This is a genomic window from Sphingobium sp. TomTYG65 (assembly GCF_055395525.1).
In genome coordinates, this window is sequence record NZ_AP027330.1 from 934,405 (window position 1) to 950,420 (window position 16,016).

Sequence of the window (16,016 nt, forward strand, 5' to 3'; positions counted from 1 at the left end):
GGCGTGACATATCGCCTAAGATCCCGGCATCCGCTGGGATGACGATGTTAATGCTCAAACCCTGATCAACCCGCCCCGCACCGCATAGCCGCGATACAGCGCCCGGCTATGCGGAAATCCGCCCATGTCCGCCGCGACGCTTTCTAGCGCCTGCCTGATCCCGGCCCGCGGCGTAACATGAAACCGCTCTAGCCACCCGAATAGGGCGCGCTTCCACACCCCGGGCAACTCATCCTGCTGCCCGAAATCCACCACCTCCAGCCTCCCGCCGTCGGCCACGCACGACGCCGCCTGCCGCAATGCGCGCTGCCAGTCCGGGATCATCGACAGCGCATAGCTGATGAACACGCGCTCAAACGCTGCCCGCCCGAACAGCGCCCCCGCATCGAACGCACAGGCATCCCCGCGCGCCAGCACAACCCGATCCGTCATACCCGCCTTCGCCACTGCCTTGCGCGCAGTCTCAAGCATCGCCTCACTGATATCGACGCCGTAAAGCCGCGCCTCCGGCCAGGCCCTACCCGCCGCCATCAGATTCCGCCCAGTCCCGCAGCCAATCTCCAACACCGCGCCCCCGCGCGGCGGCACCAGATCTGCGATCAGCCCGTCGCGTCCCAGCAGATAATATTTGCGCGAAAGGTCGTAAATGTGCCGCTGATAGCGGTAGATGCTGTCCATCAGCCCCCCATCGGCCCTACTGTCCAGTCTGGCGCTCATCACGCGTCCTTCAGCACATAGAGATGGACGCCGCCATAAATGGCCGACCGGTCCCGCGCCGTGTAATCCAGTGACGCCTCCGCCGGGTAGTCCCAGCGAGACAGGAGCGCCTCATCAACCCGCCCGGGCAAAATGCTCGGCTCCCCCGCCGTCCGGAACAGCACTCGGGAGCCCGGCCGCGCCGTCCGCGTGATCTGCGCCCACAGCGCGTTCAGCTGCGCATCGTCCATCCAGTCCTGCGCATCCAGCAGCACATAGCGATCCGCCGACGCCGCCTCCTGCGCCGCCAGGAAGTCAGTGAAGTTCACATGCCGCACATCCACCCGCCCGGCCCGCTCCACCACGGCCGCATGGTTCGCCGCTTGCAAATAGGGCGGCAACGGCCCCTCACCCCCGGCATAGCCACGCCCGAACGCCTGCACCGCGAAATAATTGTCTTTAAGTTCAAAGCCGCAAGCCAGCTTCTCCAGCCGCGCCTTCAGCACAGCATCCATCCGTGCATCCCCCGCCAGCGCCTCATATTGCGCGGGAGGAATCCCCAAGCCGAACAGCGAAGCGGGCTGGCTGGTCAGCCACCGCATAGAGCCGCTATCGAACACCGGCGCCAGTTCCGTCTCGAAGATCGCCCGTTGTTCCTCCCGGCTCTTGGCGCCCAGCATCCGCCGGGGATTGACGCCATGCAACCGCGCCAGCACATGCGCCGCCCCTATGAAGCGCCCCAGCAGTCCATGCTTGTAAATACCGCGTGCAAATCCGCCGATCCGCCGCCGTCCCGTGAAGTCGCGCCCTTCCCAATAACGCCGCGTCGCATCATCCAGCACCGGAGCCACAAAGTCTCGATAAGCTGCCACATTCTCCCGGCAATCCGCCTTGGCGAAGAAGCGATGAAACGCCTCATGATCCGGCAATGCCCGCGCTGCCGCCAGCTTCAGCCGGTTGAGCGCTATATGCGCCGTGTTGAGGTCAACCGCCGTGATCTTCGCCGGATCAGCCGTCAGATAGCTCAGCACATTGCATCCGCCCGAAGCGATGGTGACTAGATGGCAATCGGGAGTGATCGCCAGCGCCTCCATATCCACCTCCGGATCTTCCCAGATCTGCGCGTAAACCAGACCCCGGAAGGCGAAGGTAAAAGCGCGCTCCAACAATCCCTGCTTCGACAAGTGCCGGTGCCGGTGCACCGCGCGCGTTATGTTCTGATGAGCCGTCGAAGCCATGGGCCGCCTCCTGCTGCCGGGTGAGTGTCGGCGCGCACCTAGGGCAATGGCGTGTCGGTCCCGTGACGATCGGGTTACGCCTGTATGAAGCCCCGCCGCCGCAGCCCCTTGCGGAACCGTTACGGCCCATCCCATCTTCTTGTCCCATGGCTCACTGGATCGAACCGCACCCGACCGGCATCTATGTCCGCCCCGCCGATGCGTGGATCGACCCTTCCGTCCCATGCGAGCGCGCGCTCGTCACCCACGGCCATGCCGACCACGCGCGCGGGGGCCATGGCCATGTCTGGGCCACCGAAGAAACCCTCGCCATCATGGCCCTTCGCTACGGCACCGCATCCGGGACCGCTGTCCCCTATGGCGAAGAAATCCGCATGAACGGCGTCACCATCAGCTACGTGCCCGCAGGCCATGTGTTGGGGTCTGCCCAGATTCTCCTCACCCATGCAGGTGAACGCGTGGTCGTCACCGGCGATTACAAGCGCCGCCCCGACCCCACCTGCAAACCGTTCGAACCCATCCCTTGCGACATCTTCGTGACGGAGGCGACCTTCGGCCTTCCCGTCTTCCGCCATCCCGACACCGGCAGCGAAGTCGATCGCCTGCTCGCCGCTCTGCATGCCAATCCGGACCGCTGCGTCCTTGTCGGCGCCTATGCCCTCGGCAAGGCCCAGCGCCTCATCTGCGAACTACGTGCCCGAGGCCATCACGACCCCATCCACATCCACGGCGCGCTGGAAAGAATGTGCGCCCTCTACGAACAGTTTGGCGTCGCCATGGGCGACCTGCGCCCAGCGACCGGCCTGCCCGCAAAGGACATGCGCGGCCGCATCATCGTCTCCCCGCCTTCCGCCCTCAACGACCGCTGGAGCCGCCGTCTGCCCGATCCCATCACCGCCATGGCGTCAGGCTGGATGCGCGTCCGCCAGCGCGCCCGCCAGCGCAATGTGGAACTGCCGCTGGTCATCTCCGACCATGCCGATTGGGATGAACTGACCGACACTATCCGCGAAGTCGCCCCCGCGGAAACCTGGATCACCCATGGCCGCGAAGAAGCCCTGCTCCACTGGTGCATGACCCACCAGATGCGCGCGAGGGCGCTCGAACTGGTCGGCCGCGAAGATGAGGATGAGGGGTGATGGAGCTCCACCACACCATCCGCTCGCTTCGAGCGAAGTCGAGAAGCGGGGAGCGCAGACATATCGTTTCTCGACTGCATTCGAAACAAACGGAGGCGGGCCAATGAGACAATTCTCCCAACTCCTCGACGGCCTCGTCTATACCCGCTCCCGCAATGGCAAGCTGGACCTCATCGCCTCCTACATGGCGAGCGCCCCCGATCCGGATCGAGGCTGGGCTTTGGCTGCCCTCACCGGAAATCTCGACATAAAGGCCGTCAAAGCCTCCACCATCGCCGAAATGACCCGCGCCCGCGTCGATCCCGTCCTCTTCGAAATGAGCCGGGACTATGTCGGCGACCTCGCCGAAACCGTAGCTCTCCTTTGGCCCAAGCCCGAAGATCAGCCGCAGGAAATAGACGACGGCTCCCTCACCCTGTCGGCGATCATCGACCGCCTCCACGCCACCAGCCGCGCCTCCGCCCCTCAGACCTTGGCGCAGATGATGGACCATCTCGACGCCTCCGGCCGCTTCGCCCTGCTGAAGCTCGCTACCGGCGGTCTGCGCGTCGGCATCTCCGCCCGCCTCGCCAAGACCGGCTTCGCCCAGGCATTCAACCTCGACGTCGATGATGTGGAGGAATGCTGGCACGCCCTCTCTCCACCCTACACCGCCCTCTTCGCCTGGGCCGAAGGGAAGGCCGACCGCCCAGACCCCGCAGGCACGCCCTTCTTCCGTCCCTTCATGCTCGCCCATCCTCTGGAGGCCGAAAGCGTTGACCTGACCGACTATGCCGCTGAATGGAAATGGGACGGCATCCGCATCCAGATCGTCGGGACGCCTAGCGAAACCCGCCTCTACAGCCGCGCGGGCGACGACATCACCGGCAGCTTCCCCGAAATCGCGGAGGCTTTCCGCCACCACGCTGTCCTCGATGGCGAACTGCTCGTCAAAGGCGAGTTTCAGGGCGGCGAAGCGGCAAGCTTCAACGCCCTTCAGCAACGCCTCGGCCGCAAGGCGGTAACGGCGAAGATGATGGACGAATATCCCGCTTTCGTCCGTCTTTACGACATATTGCTCGAGGCGGACGAAGACCTCCGCCCCCTTCCCTGGGAACAACGCCGCGCAGCCCTCGAAAACACCGTTCCCAAATTAGACCCGCACCGCTTCGACATTTCCGCTCTCATCGAAGCACCCGATTTCCAAAGCCTGGCCGACATCCGTTCAGGCGCCCGCGACGCCGCCATAGAGGGCGTCATGCTCAAGCGCCGCGACAGCCCCTATGTGGCGGGCCGCAAGGCCGCGCTCTGGTACAAATGGAAACGCGATCCCCTCACCGCCGATTGCGTGATGATGTACGCCCAGCGAGGCCACGGCAAACGCTCATCCTTCTATTCGGATTACACCTTCGGCTGCTGGACGGAGGACGGCGAACTGCTCCCCGTCGGCAAAGCTTATAGCGGCTTCACCGACGAAGAGTTGAAATGGCTCGACCGCTTCGTCCGCACCAACACGGTGAACCGCTTCGGCCCCGTCCGTGAAGTCGAAAAGTCTCTGGTGCTGGAGGTGGCGTTTGACAGCATCCACGAAAGCAAGCGGCATAAGTCAGGGCTAGCGATGCGCTTCCCCCGGATTGCACGGATCAGGCGGGACAAGCCTGCAGGAGAGGCAGATACGGTGGCAGGGCTGAGGAAGTTAGTGAGCTGAATCCACCGGCTCGCAACGGCTTGTACGCGCCCTAACAGAACCATAGGCTCCTGCACGTAAACGACAAAAGGGAGCCTGAAGAAAATGAGCATCGATCGAAGACAGGCGATAGCTGCCCTTTCGCTAACTGCATTGACCAGCATCTCCCTTCCTTCCACCAAGGTGCTCGCCAGGCCGGGACAGACGCCCTTCGCACCACAGGCCGGTCCTCGTGCGCGTGTGATGTTCGTCAATGACCTAAGCGGCGATGTCGATGGCCTGTTCGCTGCGATCCACGCGCTCTTGTCACCCTCGATCGATCTTCGCGGCATCATCGGGACGGGAACCGGCAACCGCACCGAAACCGCGGAAGATTCTACCGTCCTGGCGCAGGAGATGCTGCGCCTGACCGGCCGCGATGGCAAAGTCCCCGTCCACATCGGCGCCCCGCGCAAGCTGGCCACGGACAAAGCTCCAGACCGCTCGCCCGGCACGCAGGCGATTATCGATGAAGCAATGCGCGCGGACAGTGCTTTGCCCCTCTATGTCGCTGTAGGAGGCGGCCTGACCGAAGTAGCGAGCGCGATCATGCTCGAACCCTCGATCGCAGACCGCTTCACATTGGTCTGGATTGGCGGCACACTGGCCAAGGATGCGGCAGAGCGGGAGTATAATTTCGCCATAGATCCGCTTGCCGCACAATATATCTTCAACGAAACGGCCGTTCCCCTGTGGCAGGTGCCACGCGAAGCCTATGCCACATGCCTGGTGTCCGCTTCCGAATTGCAGGTCAATGTCGGCTCCTCCGGCAGAACGGGGCAGTGGCTTTATGAAAAGCTGCTTGCCGCCAATGCCAAAATGGCCGGGTTCCGCATGAATACGGGTGAAACCTGGATACTGGGGGACAATCCTCTGGTGGTGCTGACCGCCTTGACCGACTGGGTGCCCAGTCAGTTCGGACCCCGCCCCAAATATGAGCGAACCAGTTCCAGCGCCTTCAATGAAGTGCAGGCACCGATACTGGACCGCAACGGCAACCCGCAGCCAAGGCAGGACGGCCGAAAGATCCGCGTTTACAAAACTATCGATGTCCGGATGATGCTCGCCGACTTTTACGCGAAACTCCGCTTGGCTTCAGAGAAATAGCAAGTGCGTTGATAAACGGCGGCCAATCTGTTGATCTGCCAAGCAGTTGATCGGATAGATCGCAATCTTGAGAGGGAGCCTGCCTCATGCCCTACACCGGAAGCTGCCATTGCGGCGCAGTCACCTTCACCGTATCCGCCGATACGCCCGGCGAAGCCATGTCCTGCAACTGCTCCCATTGCCGGCGAAAGGGCTTCCTGCTCACCTTCGTGCCTGCCGACCAATTCACCCTGAACAGCGGCGCTGACAAGCTGACAGACTACCAATTCTACAAACACAACATCACGCACCAGTTCTGCAGCACCTGCGGTTGCCAAGCCTTCGCTCAGGGGAAGGGGCCAGACGGGTCAGCCATGCAGGCGATCAACCTGCGCTGTGTACCGGAAGTCGATCTCGACGCGCTCAAGGTCAACAAGGTGGACGGCGCCAGCTTCTGACGCCGCAATCCCTCGGCTCAGGAACCAAACCCCGGCGGCAGGAATGCCGCCATCGGCCGGGAACTGCCCGCTGATCCTTCAAGCACCGCCTGCGTGATACCAACGCCCCAACTGCTGTAGGCGACCACATCCGCGATGATCTGGGTCAGTACGATGGCGCCTACGCCCCACCACCACGCCGCATGCACCCTTCCATGTCGCCGCTTGTCGGCGATCATGCCGATCACCGGGAAGACCAACGTCACGACCATCATGATCCGCCACGCATTGGGCATGAACAGCGGCATCGGCAGCAGCCGTCCCAATCCTGGCCCGGTCAGGATCGACATTGCCGTCAGCATCAATCGCCGGTGCCAGCCCGTGTGACGGCGGCGACGCAACGCCACCATCACCATTGCGCCAAACAGGATCAACAGCATCGAATTGCTGAACAGAAACTCATTCTGGTCGAAGAAAAACGGGCCCCCGGTTCGCCGTAGCGCGGTGATCATGATGACAAACCCCATCACGATCATCAGCGGGACCCAGCCATAGGCGATCATGCCCAGCTTCCGGTGCAAAGCGATGCGATTTCCCGCGATCAGCCAGTTTTGTGCGACGTAGAGCGCTACCCATCCGAAAAAGACAAAGGCGTGAAGATGATAGACTGGCGGCACAGCAAAGGTGGATCGCCCCATCGCCAAGTTGACCGCAAAGCCCGCCACCACGATCGTCGCCATCACGATCGCCATCACCCGAAAAAATTGCCGCTCGGAATCCTGGAAACCGCGGCCAGGCGAAATATCACTGCTGATTGTAGCCATCTTTCCCTATCCCCATCGAGATTCCGGCGGGGACAAGTCTCACCTGAAAGGGAAAATGACGCAAGGGCAACGATGGATGATGGACAAGCTCCATGCCGTTGGTTCGAGCGCTCCTCCCACTCGTTCGTTTCGAGCTCAGTCGAGAAACCGCTATCGCAGCCCCCCTCTCCGCGCGGCGGGCCTACGTCCGAAAAGAACGGAGCCAAGGCAGACGCGCATGTCTGACTTTGCGCTGTAACGCCAACTCCCTATATGGGCGCTTTCGCGCATCGGGCGCGCTTCACGTATGGAGCAGTTGAATTGAGCAAGGTTCTGGTCATCGGCGCGGGCGGCGTCGGTTCTGTCGCGGTTCACAAGATGGCGATGAACCCTGATATTTTCAGCCACATCACGCTCGCCAGCCGCCGCATCATCAGCTGCGAGAAGGTCGCCGAATCGGTGAAGGCCCGCACCGGCGTCACTATCGACGTGGCCCAGGTGGATGCCGACAATGTCGAAGAGACGATTGCCCTCATCGAGAAGGTGCAGCCCAAGCTGGTCGTGAATCTGGCCCTGCCCTATCAGGACCTCGCGATCATGGACGCGTGCCTCGCGACCAAGACCGATTATCTCGATACCGCCAATTACGAGCCCCGCGACACCGCCAAGTTCGAATATAGCTGGCAGTGGGCCTATCAGGACCGCTTCAAGGAAGCCGGCATCATGGCGCTCCTTGGTTCGGGCTTCGACCCCGGCGTCACCAGCGTGTTCGCCAGCTACATCAAGAAGCATCTGCTCGACCGCATCGACACGCTCGACATTCTCGACTGCAATGGCGGCGACCATGGCCAGCATTTCGCCACCAACTTCAACCCGGAAATCAACATCCGCGAAGTCACCGCTCCCTCCCGCCACTGGGAAGGCGGCAAGTGGGTCGAAGGCCCCGCTCTGAAGCACAAGCAGGTGTTCGACTTCGATCAGGTCGGCGAAAAGAACATGTACCTCATGTATCATGAGGAACTGGAATCGCTCGCCAAACACTATCCCGAAATCAAGCGCATCCGCTTCTGGATGACGTTCGGCGATGCTTACCTCAAGCATCTAGAAGTGCTGCAGAATGTCGGGATGACGCGCATCGATCCCGTCATCTACAATGGCCAGGAAATCATCCCGCTCCAGTTCCTGAAGGCCGTGCTTCCCGAGCCGTCGAGCCTGGGTTCGACCACCAAGGGCAAGACCAACATCGGCGACATCGCCACCGGACAGAAGGACGGCCAGCAAAAGACGGTCTATGTCTATAATGTCTGCGACCATGAGGACGCCTATGCCGAAACCGGCAATCAGGCGGTCAGCTACACCACCGGCGTCCCGGCGATGATCGGCGCGGCACTCATGCTCACCGGCGCATGGAAGGGCGAAGGGGTGTTCAACATCGAACAGTTCGATCCCGATCCCTTCATGGACATGCTGAACAAGCACGGCCTGCCCTGGCAGGTGAAGGAATTGGATAAGCCGCTGGATTTCTGACGATCCCTCAGAGGATCGTCACCCCGGCCCTGAGCCGGGGTCCCGCTTCTTCTCCACCGTTGCTTGAGGCAGCGGGACCCCGGGTCAAGCCCGGGGTGACGGTGGAGGTGTCTGGAGTGGAACGACCCATGGAAACCAAAGCCGGCGACCCCGCCGCCTTCGCACAATTCGACCTCCACCGCGTCCCCTCTCCCGCCTTCGTCGTGGATGAGGCTGCGGTGCGCCGTAACCTCAGCATCCTGCGCGACATCGGCGATCGCGCGGGGATCAAGGTTCTTGGCGCGCTCAAGGCTTTCTCCATGTGGTCCCTCGGCCCCGTCGTCGCGGAATATCTCGACGGCGTATGCGCATCGGGCATCTATGAAGCCCGTCTCGGCCGGGAGGAATATGCTGGCGCCCACGGTGACAAGGAAGTCGCCACCTACTGCGCAGCCTATAAGCCGGACGATCTGGCCGAGATCCTCAAGATTTCCGACCACGTCATCTTCAACAGCCCTGGCCAAATTGCGCGCCTGAAACCGGTCATCGACAATGCTCGCATGAACGGTGTGAACTTCGACATCGGCCTGCGCATAAATCCCCTCCACGCGGAGGGTGAAGTGCCCAAATATGACCCCTCTCAGCCGCACAGCCGTCTGGGTTTCCCGATCGATCAGCTGCGCCCTGAACATCTGGACGGTGTCGATGGCCTCCACGTGCACAACCTCTGCGAACAGGATTTTCTGCCGCTCGAACGCACCTGGGCGGCGATCGAATCGCGCGTAATGCCGCATGTCCGCGGCCTCAAATGGCTCAACTTCGGCGGCGGCCATCATGTCACGCGCGCCGATTACCAAATTGACGACCTGATCGCCTTCCTGCTGCGGATCAAGGCGCAAACCGGCCTTGAACTCTATATCGAACCCGGCGAGGCCATGGCGCTCGACGCAGGTATTTTGATCGGCGAAATCCTCGACGTCATCGACAACGGCATGCCCGTCGCGATCACCGACATCTCCGCAACCTGCCACATGCCCGACGTCATCGAGGCGCCTTATCGCCCGGCCATGCTCCATGAGGAAATGGACGGCCCCGCCACTCGACTCGGCGGCCCCTCCTGCCTGGCAGGCGACATCATCGGCGACTACCGAGTCCCCGGCGGCGCGACTCCGGGGCGGCGGATCGCCTTCCTCGACCAAGCCCATTATTCGATGGTAAAGACCAACACATTCAACGGCGTGCCGCTGCCGGGCATCTGGCTTTGGAACTCAAAGACTGACGAACTCCAGGAAATCCGGCGCTTTTCCTACCAAGACTTCAAGTCCCGTCTCTCGTGACGCACATTTCATAGCTGGGCGCGCAACAAAATTTACACGCGCGCTTTACAGGGGGGACCCCTACGCATATATCGCCCTTCCGCTGCCCCATGGGACTTCCACCGCAAGGCAGCTTGTTTGCCACGACTACACTGGAGGTCCCTTGAGTTGCACAAGCACCATAGCGCGCTGGGGGTAGCAACCGCCCTCAAACCGGCAGCACCGGTAACGCTGATCCGCCCGCAGGCTGCGGCCCGCGCCGCCCGATTCTTCACTCAGAAGTTTCAGGGGCGCTCGCTCTATGCTGTAAAGGCCAATCCCTCTCCGGATCTGCTCCGGACCCTTTGGGACAGCGGAATAACGCATTATGACGTCGCCTCGATCGCCGAGGTTCGCCTAGTCGCGGAAACGCTTCCGCAGGCGAAGCTGTGCTTCATGCATCCGGTAAAGGCTGAGGAAGCCATTGCCGAGGCGTATAACATTCATGGCGTGCGCACCTTCTCGCTCGATACGCTCGACGAGTTGGCCAAGATCATGCGCGCAACCAACGACGCCACGGACCTGGAACTCTGCGTCCGCCTGCGCGTGTCTTCAGAACATTCGGAACTCAGCCTCGCGTCCAAGTTCGGCGCAGAGCTGGGCGAAACCCGCGAACTGCTGATGGCTACCCGTCAGGCCGCCGATGCGCTCGGCATCTGCTTCCATGTCGGCAGCCAGGCGATGAGCCCGCAGGCGTATAGCGACGCCATCGAACGCGTTCGTGCCGCCATCGTCGATGCAGCTGTCACGGTTGATATCATCGATGTCGGCGGCGGCTTCCCGTCCGTCTATCCCGGCATGGAGCCTCCTGCGCTGGAAGCCTATTTCGACGCCATCTACCGTGGCTTTGAAAGCCTGCCCGTCAGCTATTCGGCAGAATTGTGGTGCGAACCCGGCCGTGCTCTTTCGGCTGAATATAGCTCCATCATCGTTCGCGTAGAGCGTCGCCGCGGGACCGAACTCTACATCAACGATGGCGCATATGGCGCTTTGTTCGACGCTGCGCATATCGGCTGGCGTTTCCCCGTTGCACTGCTGCGCGAGGACGAGAGCGAGGCGGAGCTGACCGGCTTTTCCTTCTACGGCCCCACCTGCGACGACATGGACCATATGGTCGGCCCTTTCATGCTGCCAAACGATGTGGCTGCGGGCGACTATATCGAAATCGGCATGCTCGGCGCCTATGGCGCGGCGATGCGCACCGGTTTCAACGGCTTCACCTCCGAAGCCATCATCGAGGTTGAGGATGAGCCTATGGCCAGCCTCTACGCCGATCCGGTCCCCGCGCGCCGTCGCGCAACTGTCATCAAGCTGGGCTAAAAAGGCTCAAGCTCCCCTTTGGAGAGGGTGCCTGTCCCTCGCTGCAAATATGCGGCGAGGGACGATTTTTATCTCCGTCGGAAAGTCGCGGCCAGTTCGACATGTGTTGACCAGCGGAACTGCCCCACCGGCTTGACGCTCTCCAGCACATAGCCGCCAGCGACCAGATGCGCCGCATCCCGCGCGAAACTCGCCGGGTTGCACGACACATAAGCGATCAGCGGAACCGTCGACGCCGCCAGCTGCATAACCTGCTCCCGCGCCCCCGCGCGCGGCGGATCGATAACCACTGCCGCAAATCGATTAAGCTCCTCGGGCGTCAGCGGCCGCCTGAACAGATCGCGATGATCCGCCACCATCCGCCGCTGCGCACGGTTGCCCGCAAGCTTGAGCGACATCACCAAATCCCGCGCCCCTTCCGCAGCATAGACGGCCCGCCCGCTTCCGATCGCGAGGGCGAACGTGCCAAGACCACAGAACAGATCCGCCACCGCCCCTTGCGCAGGCAAAGCTTGACGCACAAACTCGACCAAGGCCGCTTCGCCATCCGGCGTCGCCTGGAGGAAGGCAAAGGCGGGAAAGCCCACCGCAACGCCGCCGAAGCTCACCGTGACTGGTTCAGGCTCCCATCGCACTTGCTGCCCATCACCCTCATCAATCGTCAGCCGTGCCAGTGTCCAGGCCGCCGCGAAGTCCCGCAGCGCCTCATCCGCTGCCAGTCCCTCGAGCCGGACGCCCTCCAGCAGCAGATCTATTCCCTGGTCCGTGATCGACATTCGGACATGCGCCGCCCTTTTGTCCGGCAGGATCAAAGGGAGCAACGCGCGAAGCGGTGCGATCAGCGCAAAGAGCCTCGGGTCCAATATCTCGCACATCTTGAGATCGATCAGCTTGTGACTGCCCGATTGAGCAAAGCCAATGACGATGCGTTGCCCTTCTCGCGCAGCCCGCAGCGAAGCGCGCCTACGCGTCCGAGGCGGCGAGACATGCGCCGGCAGCACGGTCTGCGCCGCGACCCCCTGTCCAGCCAAAGGCCCGGTAACACGCGCGGTGACAAAGGCGGCGAGACTTTCCTCATCCACATGCTGAAGTTCGCAGCCGCCACAAACCGGAAAGTGCACGCAGGGCGGTTCGGCATGATGCGGGCCGTATGATAGTCCGCCGTCCGCTAGTAGGCGATCGCCGGGGGCAGCAAGCGCTACATGCCGTCCACCGGCGGTCACGCCATCGCCTTTGGCGGCGATGCGAACGACAAGATCAGTATCGTTATGGGTCACAAGCGCGATGCGATAGCCGCTGGCAGCTGTGCAATCAAATCATCCGCAACAAAGGCCGCTCCAGCACGCCTCGCGGCTTCACAATGGAGCCATACGGCCTCGCATGCGGCCCGAAAAGGATCGGACGTGACGGCCAGCCTCCCCGCAACCAATCCCGCCAGCACATCGCCCGTTCCAGCTGTCGATAGCCAGGGCGAGCCAGTAGCCGAAACAGCAATCCGCCCGTCCGGGGAAGCAATCACGCTGTCGGCGCCTTTAAGGATAACCACCGAACGAGCGCGCTCCGCCGCATGCCGGGCGCGCGTGATCTTGTCGCCATTGAGATCAGCGAACAGCCGCGCAAATTCCCCTTCATGCGGCGTCAGGATCGAACCGGCGGGTATCGCATCTACTCTGCCGCCAAGCAGCGTCAGCGCGTCGGCATCAAGGACTAGCGGATATCCACAAATCAGGGCCGCGCCCAAACGTGAATTCGCGTCTTCATCTCGGCCCAGCCCCTGCCCGACAACCACCACAGCCAGTCGGTCATCGGCGAGGAGGTCCCCTAAGATCGCTGCGCTCTTGGCCTGTATCGTGACGATCGCATCCAATCCAACGGGGGCATCCTTGGGCGCAAGGTGACGCACCATGCCTGCGCCCGACCGTGCGGCCGCTTGAGCGGCAAGCCTTCCAGCACCCGCCATGCTGCCGCAAACGACCGCGACCAAGCCTCGGCTATACTTGTGGTCCGATGCAAGCGGCTGAACCAAATGCGGAGCGGACAGGCGATGCACTTCGTCCGGCGCAGCGATACCAATGTCCGCACAGACCAATCGACGAAAATAACCCGCCGCCGGATGCAGCATATGAGCCGGCTTCAGAGCTCCCAAAGCGATGCACACGCCGAAATGCGGCACGCGCGACAGCAATGCCCCGCTGTCGGTATGAACGCCACTCGGCACATCGATCGCATAGCTGAAGCTCGCCCGCCCGCTAAGCTCTAACAAACGGTCCGCAACGACCCCATCAAGTCCCCGGGAAAGCCCCGTGCCAAAAAGCGCATCGACGATCTGCGTAGCTGGCGCCGCTTCCCCCAACTGTTCAACAGGGCCATTCCACGCCGCTCGCGCCTTTTGACTCGACTCCGTCCTGCTGTCTCCCAAAGCGGCAACCCGCACAGGCACGCCGCGGGCGCGCAGCAGGCGGGCGATGACAAAGCCGTCGCCGCCATTGTTGCCCGGCCCGCAAAGCACCAGAAGGTCGCGCTTGGCCCCGCCGCGCCAGATGATCTCCGCTGCCGCTGCACCTGCCCTTTCCATCAATTCATATTCAGGAACACCGCTGGCGATTACCGCCTGCTCGGCCTCCCGCATCTGGGCAGCGGTCAGGACAGGCGTGCCTGTCATTGTTCAGTCGTCCCGGTAACGGTGGCGGGCAGACGATAACGGTCCCCACCTACCCCAATTTCGATCTGGCCCTTGTCGATGATGGCGACGTTCGCCGGTTCAGCGCCGTCCGCAGCAGCCAACCCCCGTCCATCATCCAAAATCGTGAACCGCCGAAATCCACCATCGGCATGGCGTAGGGTGAGCAGCGCGCCTTCCTGCTCAGCCCGACAACTTCGCGTCCACCCTGCCGCCGTTCCGATGGCGCAATCGGCAACGGCTTGATGGCTTGAGTACCCCGAAGCTACCGGCTCAGAATCACAAGCAGCCAGGGCGAGGCATAGCAGCCCCACCCCGGCGATCTTGTCAGATATCCGCATAGACATGGGTTTCGGCCTTCGCTCCGGGATGCGTCACCGCCCCCTTGTAAGCCGGTCCCACATTCTGTGCATAGCGCCACAGCGCGCCCGCCTGATAATCATTCTGGCGGGGTCTCCAATTCTTCTGACGCTCGGCCAGCACGGACTCGGACACCTTAAGGTCGATCGTCCCCGCCTCTGCATCGATGGCGATGATATCGCCATTTTCGACCAGCGCGATCGGGCCGCCCTCGGCCGCTTCTGGCCCGACATGGCCGATGCAGAAGCCGCGGGTCGCGCCTGAGAAGCGCCCATCGGTGATCAACGCGACCTTCTCGCCCATGCCCTGGCCGTAGAGCGCCGCCGTGGTGGACAGCATCTCGCGCATGCCGGGGCCGCCCTTCGGCCCTTCATAGCGGATGATGATCACAGAACCTTCGGCGATATCCCGCGCCTCAACGGCAGCGAAGGCATCCTCCTCGCAGTCAAAGACGCGGGCGGGCCCTTCAAACTGGAGCCGGTGCATGCCCGCCACCTTCACGATCGCGCCATTGGGGGCCAGCGTACCCTTCAGGCCGACGACGCCGCCCGTCGGAGTGATCGGCGACTTGACGTCATAAATGACCTTCTGGTCGGGGTTCCAGGTCACTTCCTCGATATTCTCGGCGATGGTCTTGCCCGTGACAGTCATGCAGTCGCCATGCAGCAGGCCGTTGTCGTGCAACGTCTTCATCAGCATGTAAACGCCCCCAGCGTCGTACATGTCCTTGGCGACATATTTGCCGCCCGGCTTCAGATCAGCGATGTAGGGGGTCGATTTGAAGATCTCGGCGACATCGAACAGATCGAAGTCGATGCCGCACTCGTTCGCCATGGCGGGCAGGTGCAGCGCGCCATTGGTCGATCCGCCCGTTGCCGCAACAATGCGGGCAGCATTCTCGAAAGCCTCACGCGTACAGATGTCGCGGGGCCGGATATTCTTCGCCAGCAATTCCATGACCTGACGCCCTGCAGCGACCGCGACTTCCTCGCGGCTCTTGTAGGGTGCGGGCGCCATGTTGCTGTTGGGCAGCGACAGGCCGATCGCCTCGCCAACGCATGCCATGGTGTTGGCGGTATATTGCCCGCCGCATGCGCCGTGACCGGGGCAAGCCACCTTTTCGAGCGCGATCACATCCTTCAGCGGGCAAGCGCCTGCCGCATATTTGCCGACCACCTCGAACACATCTACGACCGTGACATCACGGTTCTCGAACCGGCCAGGCAGGATCGATCCGCCATAGACGAAGATCGACGGAACGTTCAGGCGCAGCATCGCCATCATCATGCCCGGCAGCGACTTGTCGCAACCCGCGAAGGTCACGAGCGCGTCATAACAATGGCCGCGCACCGAAAGCTCAACCGAGTCCGCGATCACTTCGCGGCTCGCCAGCGAGCTTTTCATGCCCTGATGCCCCATGGCGATGCCATCGGTAACGGTGATCGTGTTGAAACGGCGGGGCATGCCGCCCGCTTCGTTCACCCCTTGGCGGCACCAATCGGCCTGCATGTCGAGCGTCGTGTTGCAAGGCGCGCTGTCGTTGCCAGCGGAGGCAATACCTACGAAGGGGCGGCCAATCTCTTCCTCGGTCAGGCCCATCGCATAATAATAGCTGCGATGCGGAGCCCGCTCCGGACCAACCGAGACATGACGGCTCGGCAGTTTCGACTTGTCGAACGTGTGAGACATAA

General features: G+C 62.3%; 14 protein-coding genes. 7 read left to right on the forward strand and 7 right to left on the reverse strand.

The window, feature by feature from the left end; genetic code table 11:
• Nucleotides 1-54 precede the first annotated feature (54 nt).
• Together ACZ5Y5_RS04640 and ACZ5Y5_RS04645 are read right to left on the reverse strand one after the other, a co-directional pair.
• On the reverse strand, nt 55-717 hold the full coding sequence (locus ACZ5Y5_RS04640; RefSeq protein ID WP_464810015.1) for a class I SAM-dependent methyltransferase: 663 nt from the start codon (nt 715-717) through the stop codon (nt 55-57).
• Nucleotides 717-1,934 carry a BtaA family protein gene (locus ACZ5Y5_RS04645; protein ID WP_464810016.1) on the reverse strand — a complete coding sequence of 406 codons (1,218 nt, stop codon included), beginning with the start codon at nt 1,932-1,934 and terminating at the stop codon, nt 717-719. Before ACZ5Y5_RS04645 ends, ACZ5Y5_RS04640 begins: the two co-directional genes overlap by 1 nt.
• 146 nt (nt 1,935-2,080) lie before the next feature.
• Here ACZ5Y5_RS04645 and ACZ5Y5_RS04650 point away from each other — a divergent pair, with 146 nt between their 5' ends.
• From ACZ5Y5_RS04650 to ACZ5Y5_RS04665, 4 genes are all read left to right on the forward strand, one after another.
• A complete protein-coding gene (locus tag ACZ5Y5_RS04650) occupies nt 2,081-3,073 on the forward strand; it encodes a ligase-associated DNA damage response exonuclease (RefSeq protein ID WP_464810017.1) in 993 nt (330 codons plus the stop codon).
• Nucleotides 3,074-3,176: 103 nt separating this feature from the next.
• The gene (locus ACZ5Y5_RS04655) at nt 3,177-4,760 is read left to right on the forward strand and encodes a cisplatin damage response ATP-dependent DNA ligase (RefSeq protein ID WP_464810018.1); all 1,584 of its coding nucleotides are present in this window, start codon (nt 3,177-3,179) and stop codon (nt 4,758-4,760) included.
• Nucleotides 4,761-4,892: 132 nt separating this feature from the next.
• Nucleotides 4,893-5,885, forward strand: coding sequence for a nucleoside hydrolase (locus tag ACZ5Y5_RS04660; RefSeq protein ID WP_464810019.1), 993 nt, complete (start codon nt 4,893-4,895; stop codon nt 5,883-5,885).
• A gap of 86 nt (nt 5,886-5,971) precedes the next feature.
• Nucleotides 5,972-6,322 carry a GFA family protein gene (locus ACZ5Y5_RS04665; protein WP_464810020.1) on the forward strand — a complete coding sequence of 117 codons (351 nt, stop codon included), beginning with the start codon at nt 5,972-5,974 and terminating at the stop codon, nt 6,320-6,322.
• Nucleotides 6,323-6,339: 17 nt separating this feature from the next.
• Here the strand turns inward: ACZ5Y5_RS04665 and ACZ5Y5_RS04670 are convergent, their stop codons facing one another.
• Nucleotides 6,340-7,125 (reverse strand): hypothetical protein, encoded by a 786-nt coding sequence (locus ACZ5Y5_RS04670; protein ID WP_464810021.1) that lies wholly within the window; start codon nt 7,123-7,125, stop codon nt 6,340-6,342.
• Between the two features lie 300 nt (nt 7,126-7,425).
• Here ACZ5Y5_RS04670 and ACZ5Y5_RS04675 point away from each other — a divergent pair, with 300 nt between their 5' ends.
• From ACZ5Y5_RS04675 to ACZ5Y5_RS04685, 3 genes are all read left to right on the forward strand, one after another.
• The gene (locus tag ACZ5Y5_RS04675) at nt 7,426-8,631 is read left to right on the forward strand and encodes a saccharopine dehydrogenase family protein (protein ID WP_464810022.1); all 1,206 of its coding nucleotides are present in this window, start codon (nt 7,426-7,428) and stop codon (nt 8,629-8,631) included.
• A 128-nt stretch (nt 8,632-8,759) separates the two neighbouring features.
• The gene (locus ACZ5Y5_RS04680) at nt 8,760-9,947 is read left to right on the forward strand and encodes a carboxynorspermidine decarboxylase (RefSeq protein WP_464810023.1); all 1,188 of its coding nucleotides are present in this window, start codon (nt 8,760-8,762) and stop codon (nt 9,945-9,947) included.
• A gap of 147 nt (nt 9,948-10,094) precedes the next feature.
• Nucleotides 10,095-11,285 carry a type III PLP-dependent enzyme gene (locus tag ACZ5Y5_RS04685; RefSeq protein ID WP_464810024.1) on the forward strand — a complete coding sequence of 397 codons (1,191 nt, stop codon included), beginning with the start codon at nt 10,095-10,097 and terminating at the stop codon, nt 11,283-11,285.
• A gap of 68 nt (nt 11,286-11,353) precedes the next feature.
• Here the strand turns inward: ACZ5Y5_RS04685 and ACZ5Y5_RS04690 are convergent, their stop codons facing one another.
• Genes ACZ5Y5_RS04690 through ilvD form a run of 4 tightly spaced genes read right to left on the reverse strand, consistent with a single transcriptional unit; the run spans nt 11,354 to nt 16,014 of the window.
• Nucleotides 11,354-12,562: a class I SAM-dependent RNA methyltransferase gene (locus ACZ5Y5_RS04690; RefSeq protein WP_464810025.1), complete on the reverse strand. Its 1,209-nt coding sequence runs from the start codon at nt 12,560-12,562 to the stop codon at nt 11,354-11,356.
• On the reverse strand, nt 12,559-13,947 hold the full coding sequence (locus ACZ5Y5_RS04695) for an NAD(P)H-hydrate dehydratase (protein WP_464810026.1): 1,389 nt from the start codon (nt 13,945-13,947) through the stop codon (nt 12,559-12,561). Before ACZ5Y5_RS04695 ends, ACZ5Y5_RS04690 begins: the two co-directional genes overlap by 4 nt.
• Nucleotides 13,944-14,306: a hypothetical protein gene (locus ACZ5Y5_RS04700; RefSeq protein ID WP_464810027.1), complete on the reverse strand. Its 363-nt coding sequence runs from the start codon at nt 14,304-14,306 to the stop codon at nt 13,944-13,946. The genes ACZ5Y5_RS04695 and ACZ5Y5_RS04700 overlap by 4 nt, the downstream gene beginning before the upstream one ends.
• Nucleotides 14,293-16,014: a dihydroxy-acid dehydratase gene (ilvD, locus tag ACZ5Y5_RS04705; RefSeq protein ID WP_464810028.1), complete on the reverse strand. Its 1,722-nt coding sequence runs from the start codon at nt 16,012-16,014 to the stop codon at nt 14,293-14,295. The genes ACZ5Y5_RS04700 and ilvD overlap by 14 nt, the downstream gene beginning before the upstream one ends.
• Nucleotides 16,015-16,016 lie beyond the last annotated feature (2 nt).

Bases quoted from the DNA above. Each gene is read 5' to 3' on its own strand.
- ACZ5Y5_RS04640 (WP_464810015.1), bottom strand. From the start codon at position 717: ATGAGCGCCAGACTGGACAGTAGGGCCGATGGGGGGCTGATGGACAGC.
- ACZ5Y5_RS04645 (WP_464810016.1), bottom strand. From the start codon at position 1,934: ATGGCTTCGACGGCTCATCAGAACATAACGCGCGCGGTGCACCGGCAC.
- ACZ5Y5_RS04655 (WP_464810018.1), top strand. From the start codon at position 3,177: ATGAGACAATTCTCCCAACTCCTCGACGGCCTCGTCTATACCCGCTCC.
- ACZ5Y5_RS04680 (WP_464810023.1), top strand. From the start codon at position 8,760: ATGGAAACCAAAGCCGGCGACCCCGCCGCCTTCGCACAATTCGACCTC.
- ACZ5Y5_RS04665 (WP_464810020.1), top strand. From the start codon at position 5,972: ATGCCCTACACCGGAAGCTGCCATTGCGGCGCAGTCACCTTCACCGTA.
- ACZ5Y5_RS04670 (WP_464810021.1), bottom strand. From the start codon at position 7,125: ATGGCTACAATCAGCAGTGATATTTCGCCTGGCCGCGGTTTCCAGGAT.
- ACZ5Y5_RS04695 (WP_464810026.1), bottom strand. From the start codon at position 13,947: ATGACAGGCACGCCTGTCCTGACCGCTGCCCAGATGCGGGAGGCCGAG.
- ACZ5Y5_RS04650 (WP_464810017.1), top strand. From the start codon at position 2,081: ATGGCTCACTGGATCGAACCGCACCCGACCGGCATCTATGTCCGCCCC.
- ilvD (WP_464810028.1), bottom strand. From the start codon at position 16,014: ATGTCTCACACGTTCGACAAGTCGAAACTGCCGAGCCGTCATGTCTCG.
- ACZ5Y5_RS04700 (WP_464810027.1), bottom strand. From the start codon at position 14,306: ATGCGGATATCTGACAAGATCGCCGGGGTGGGGCTGCTATGCCTCGCC.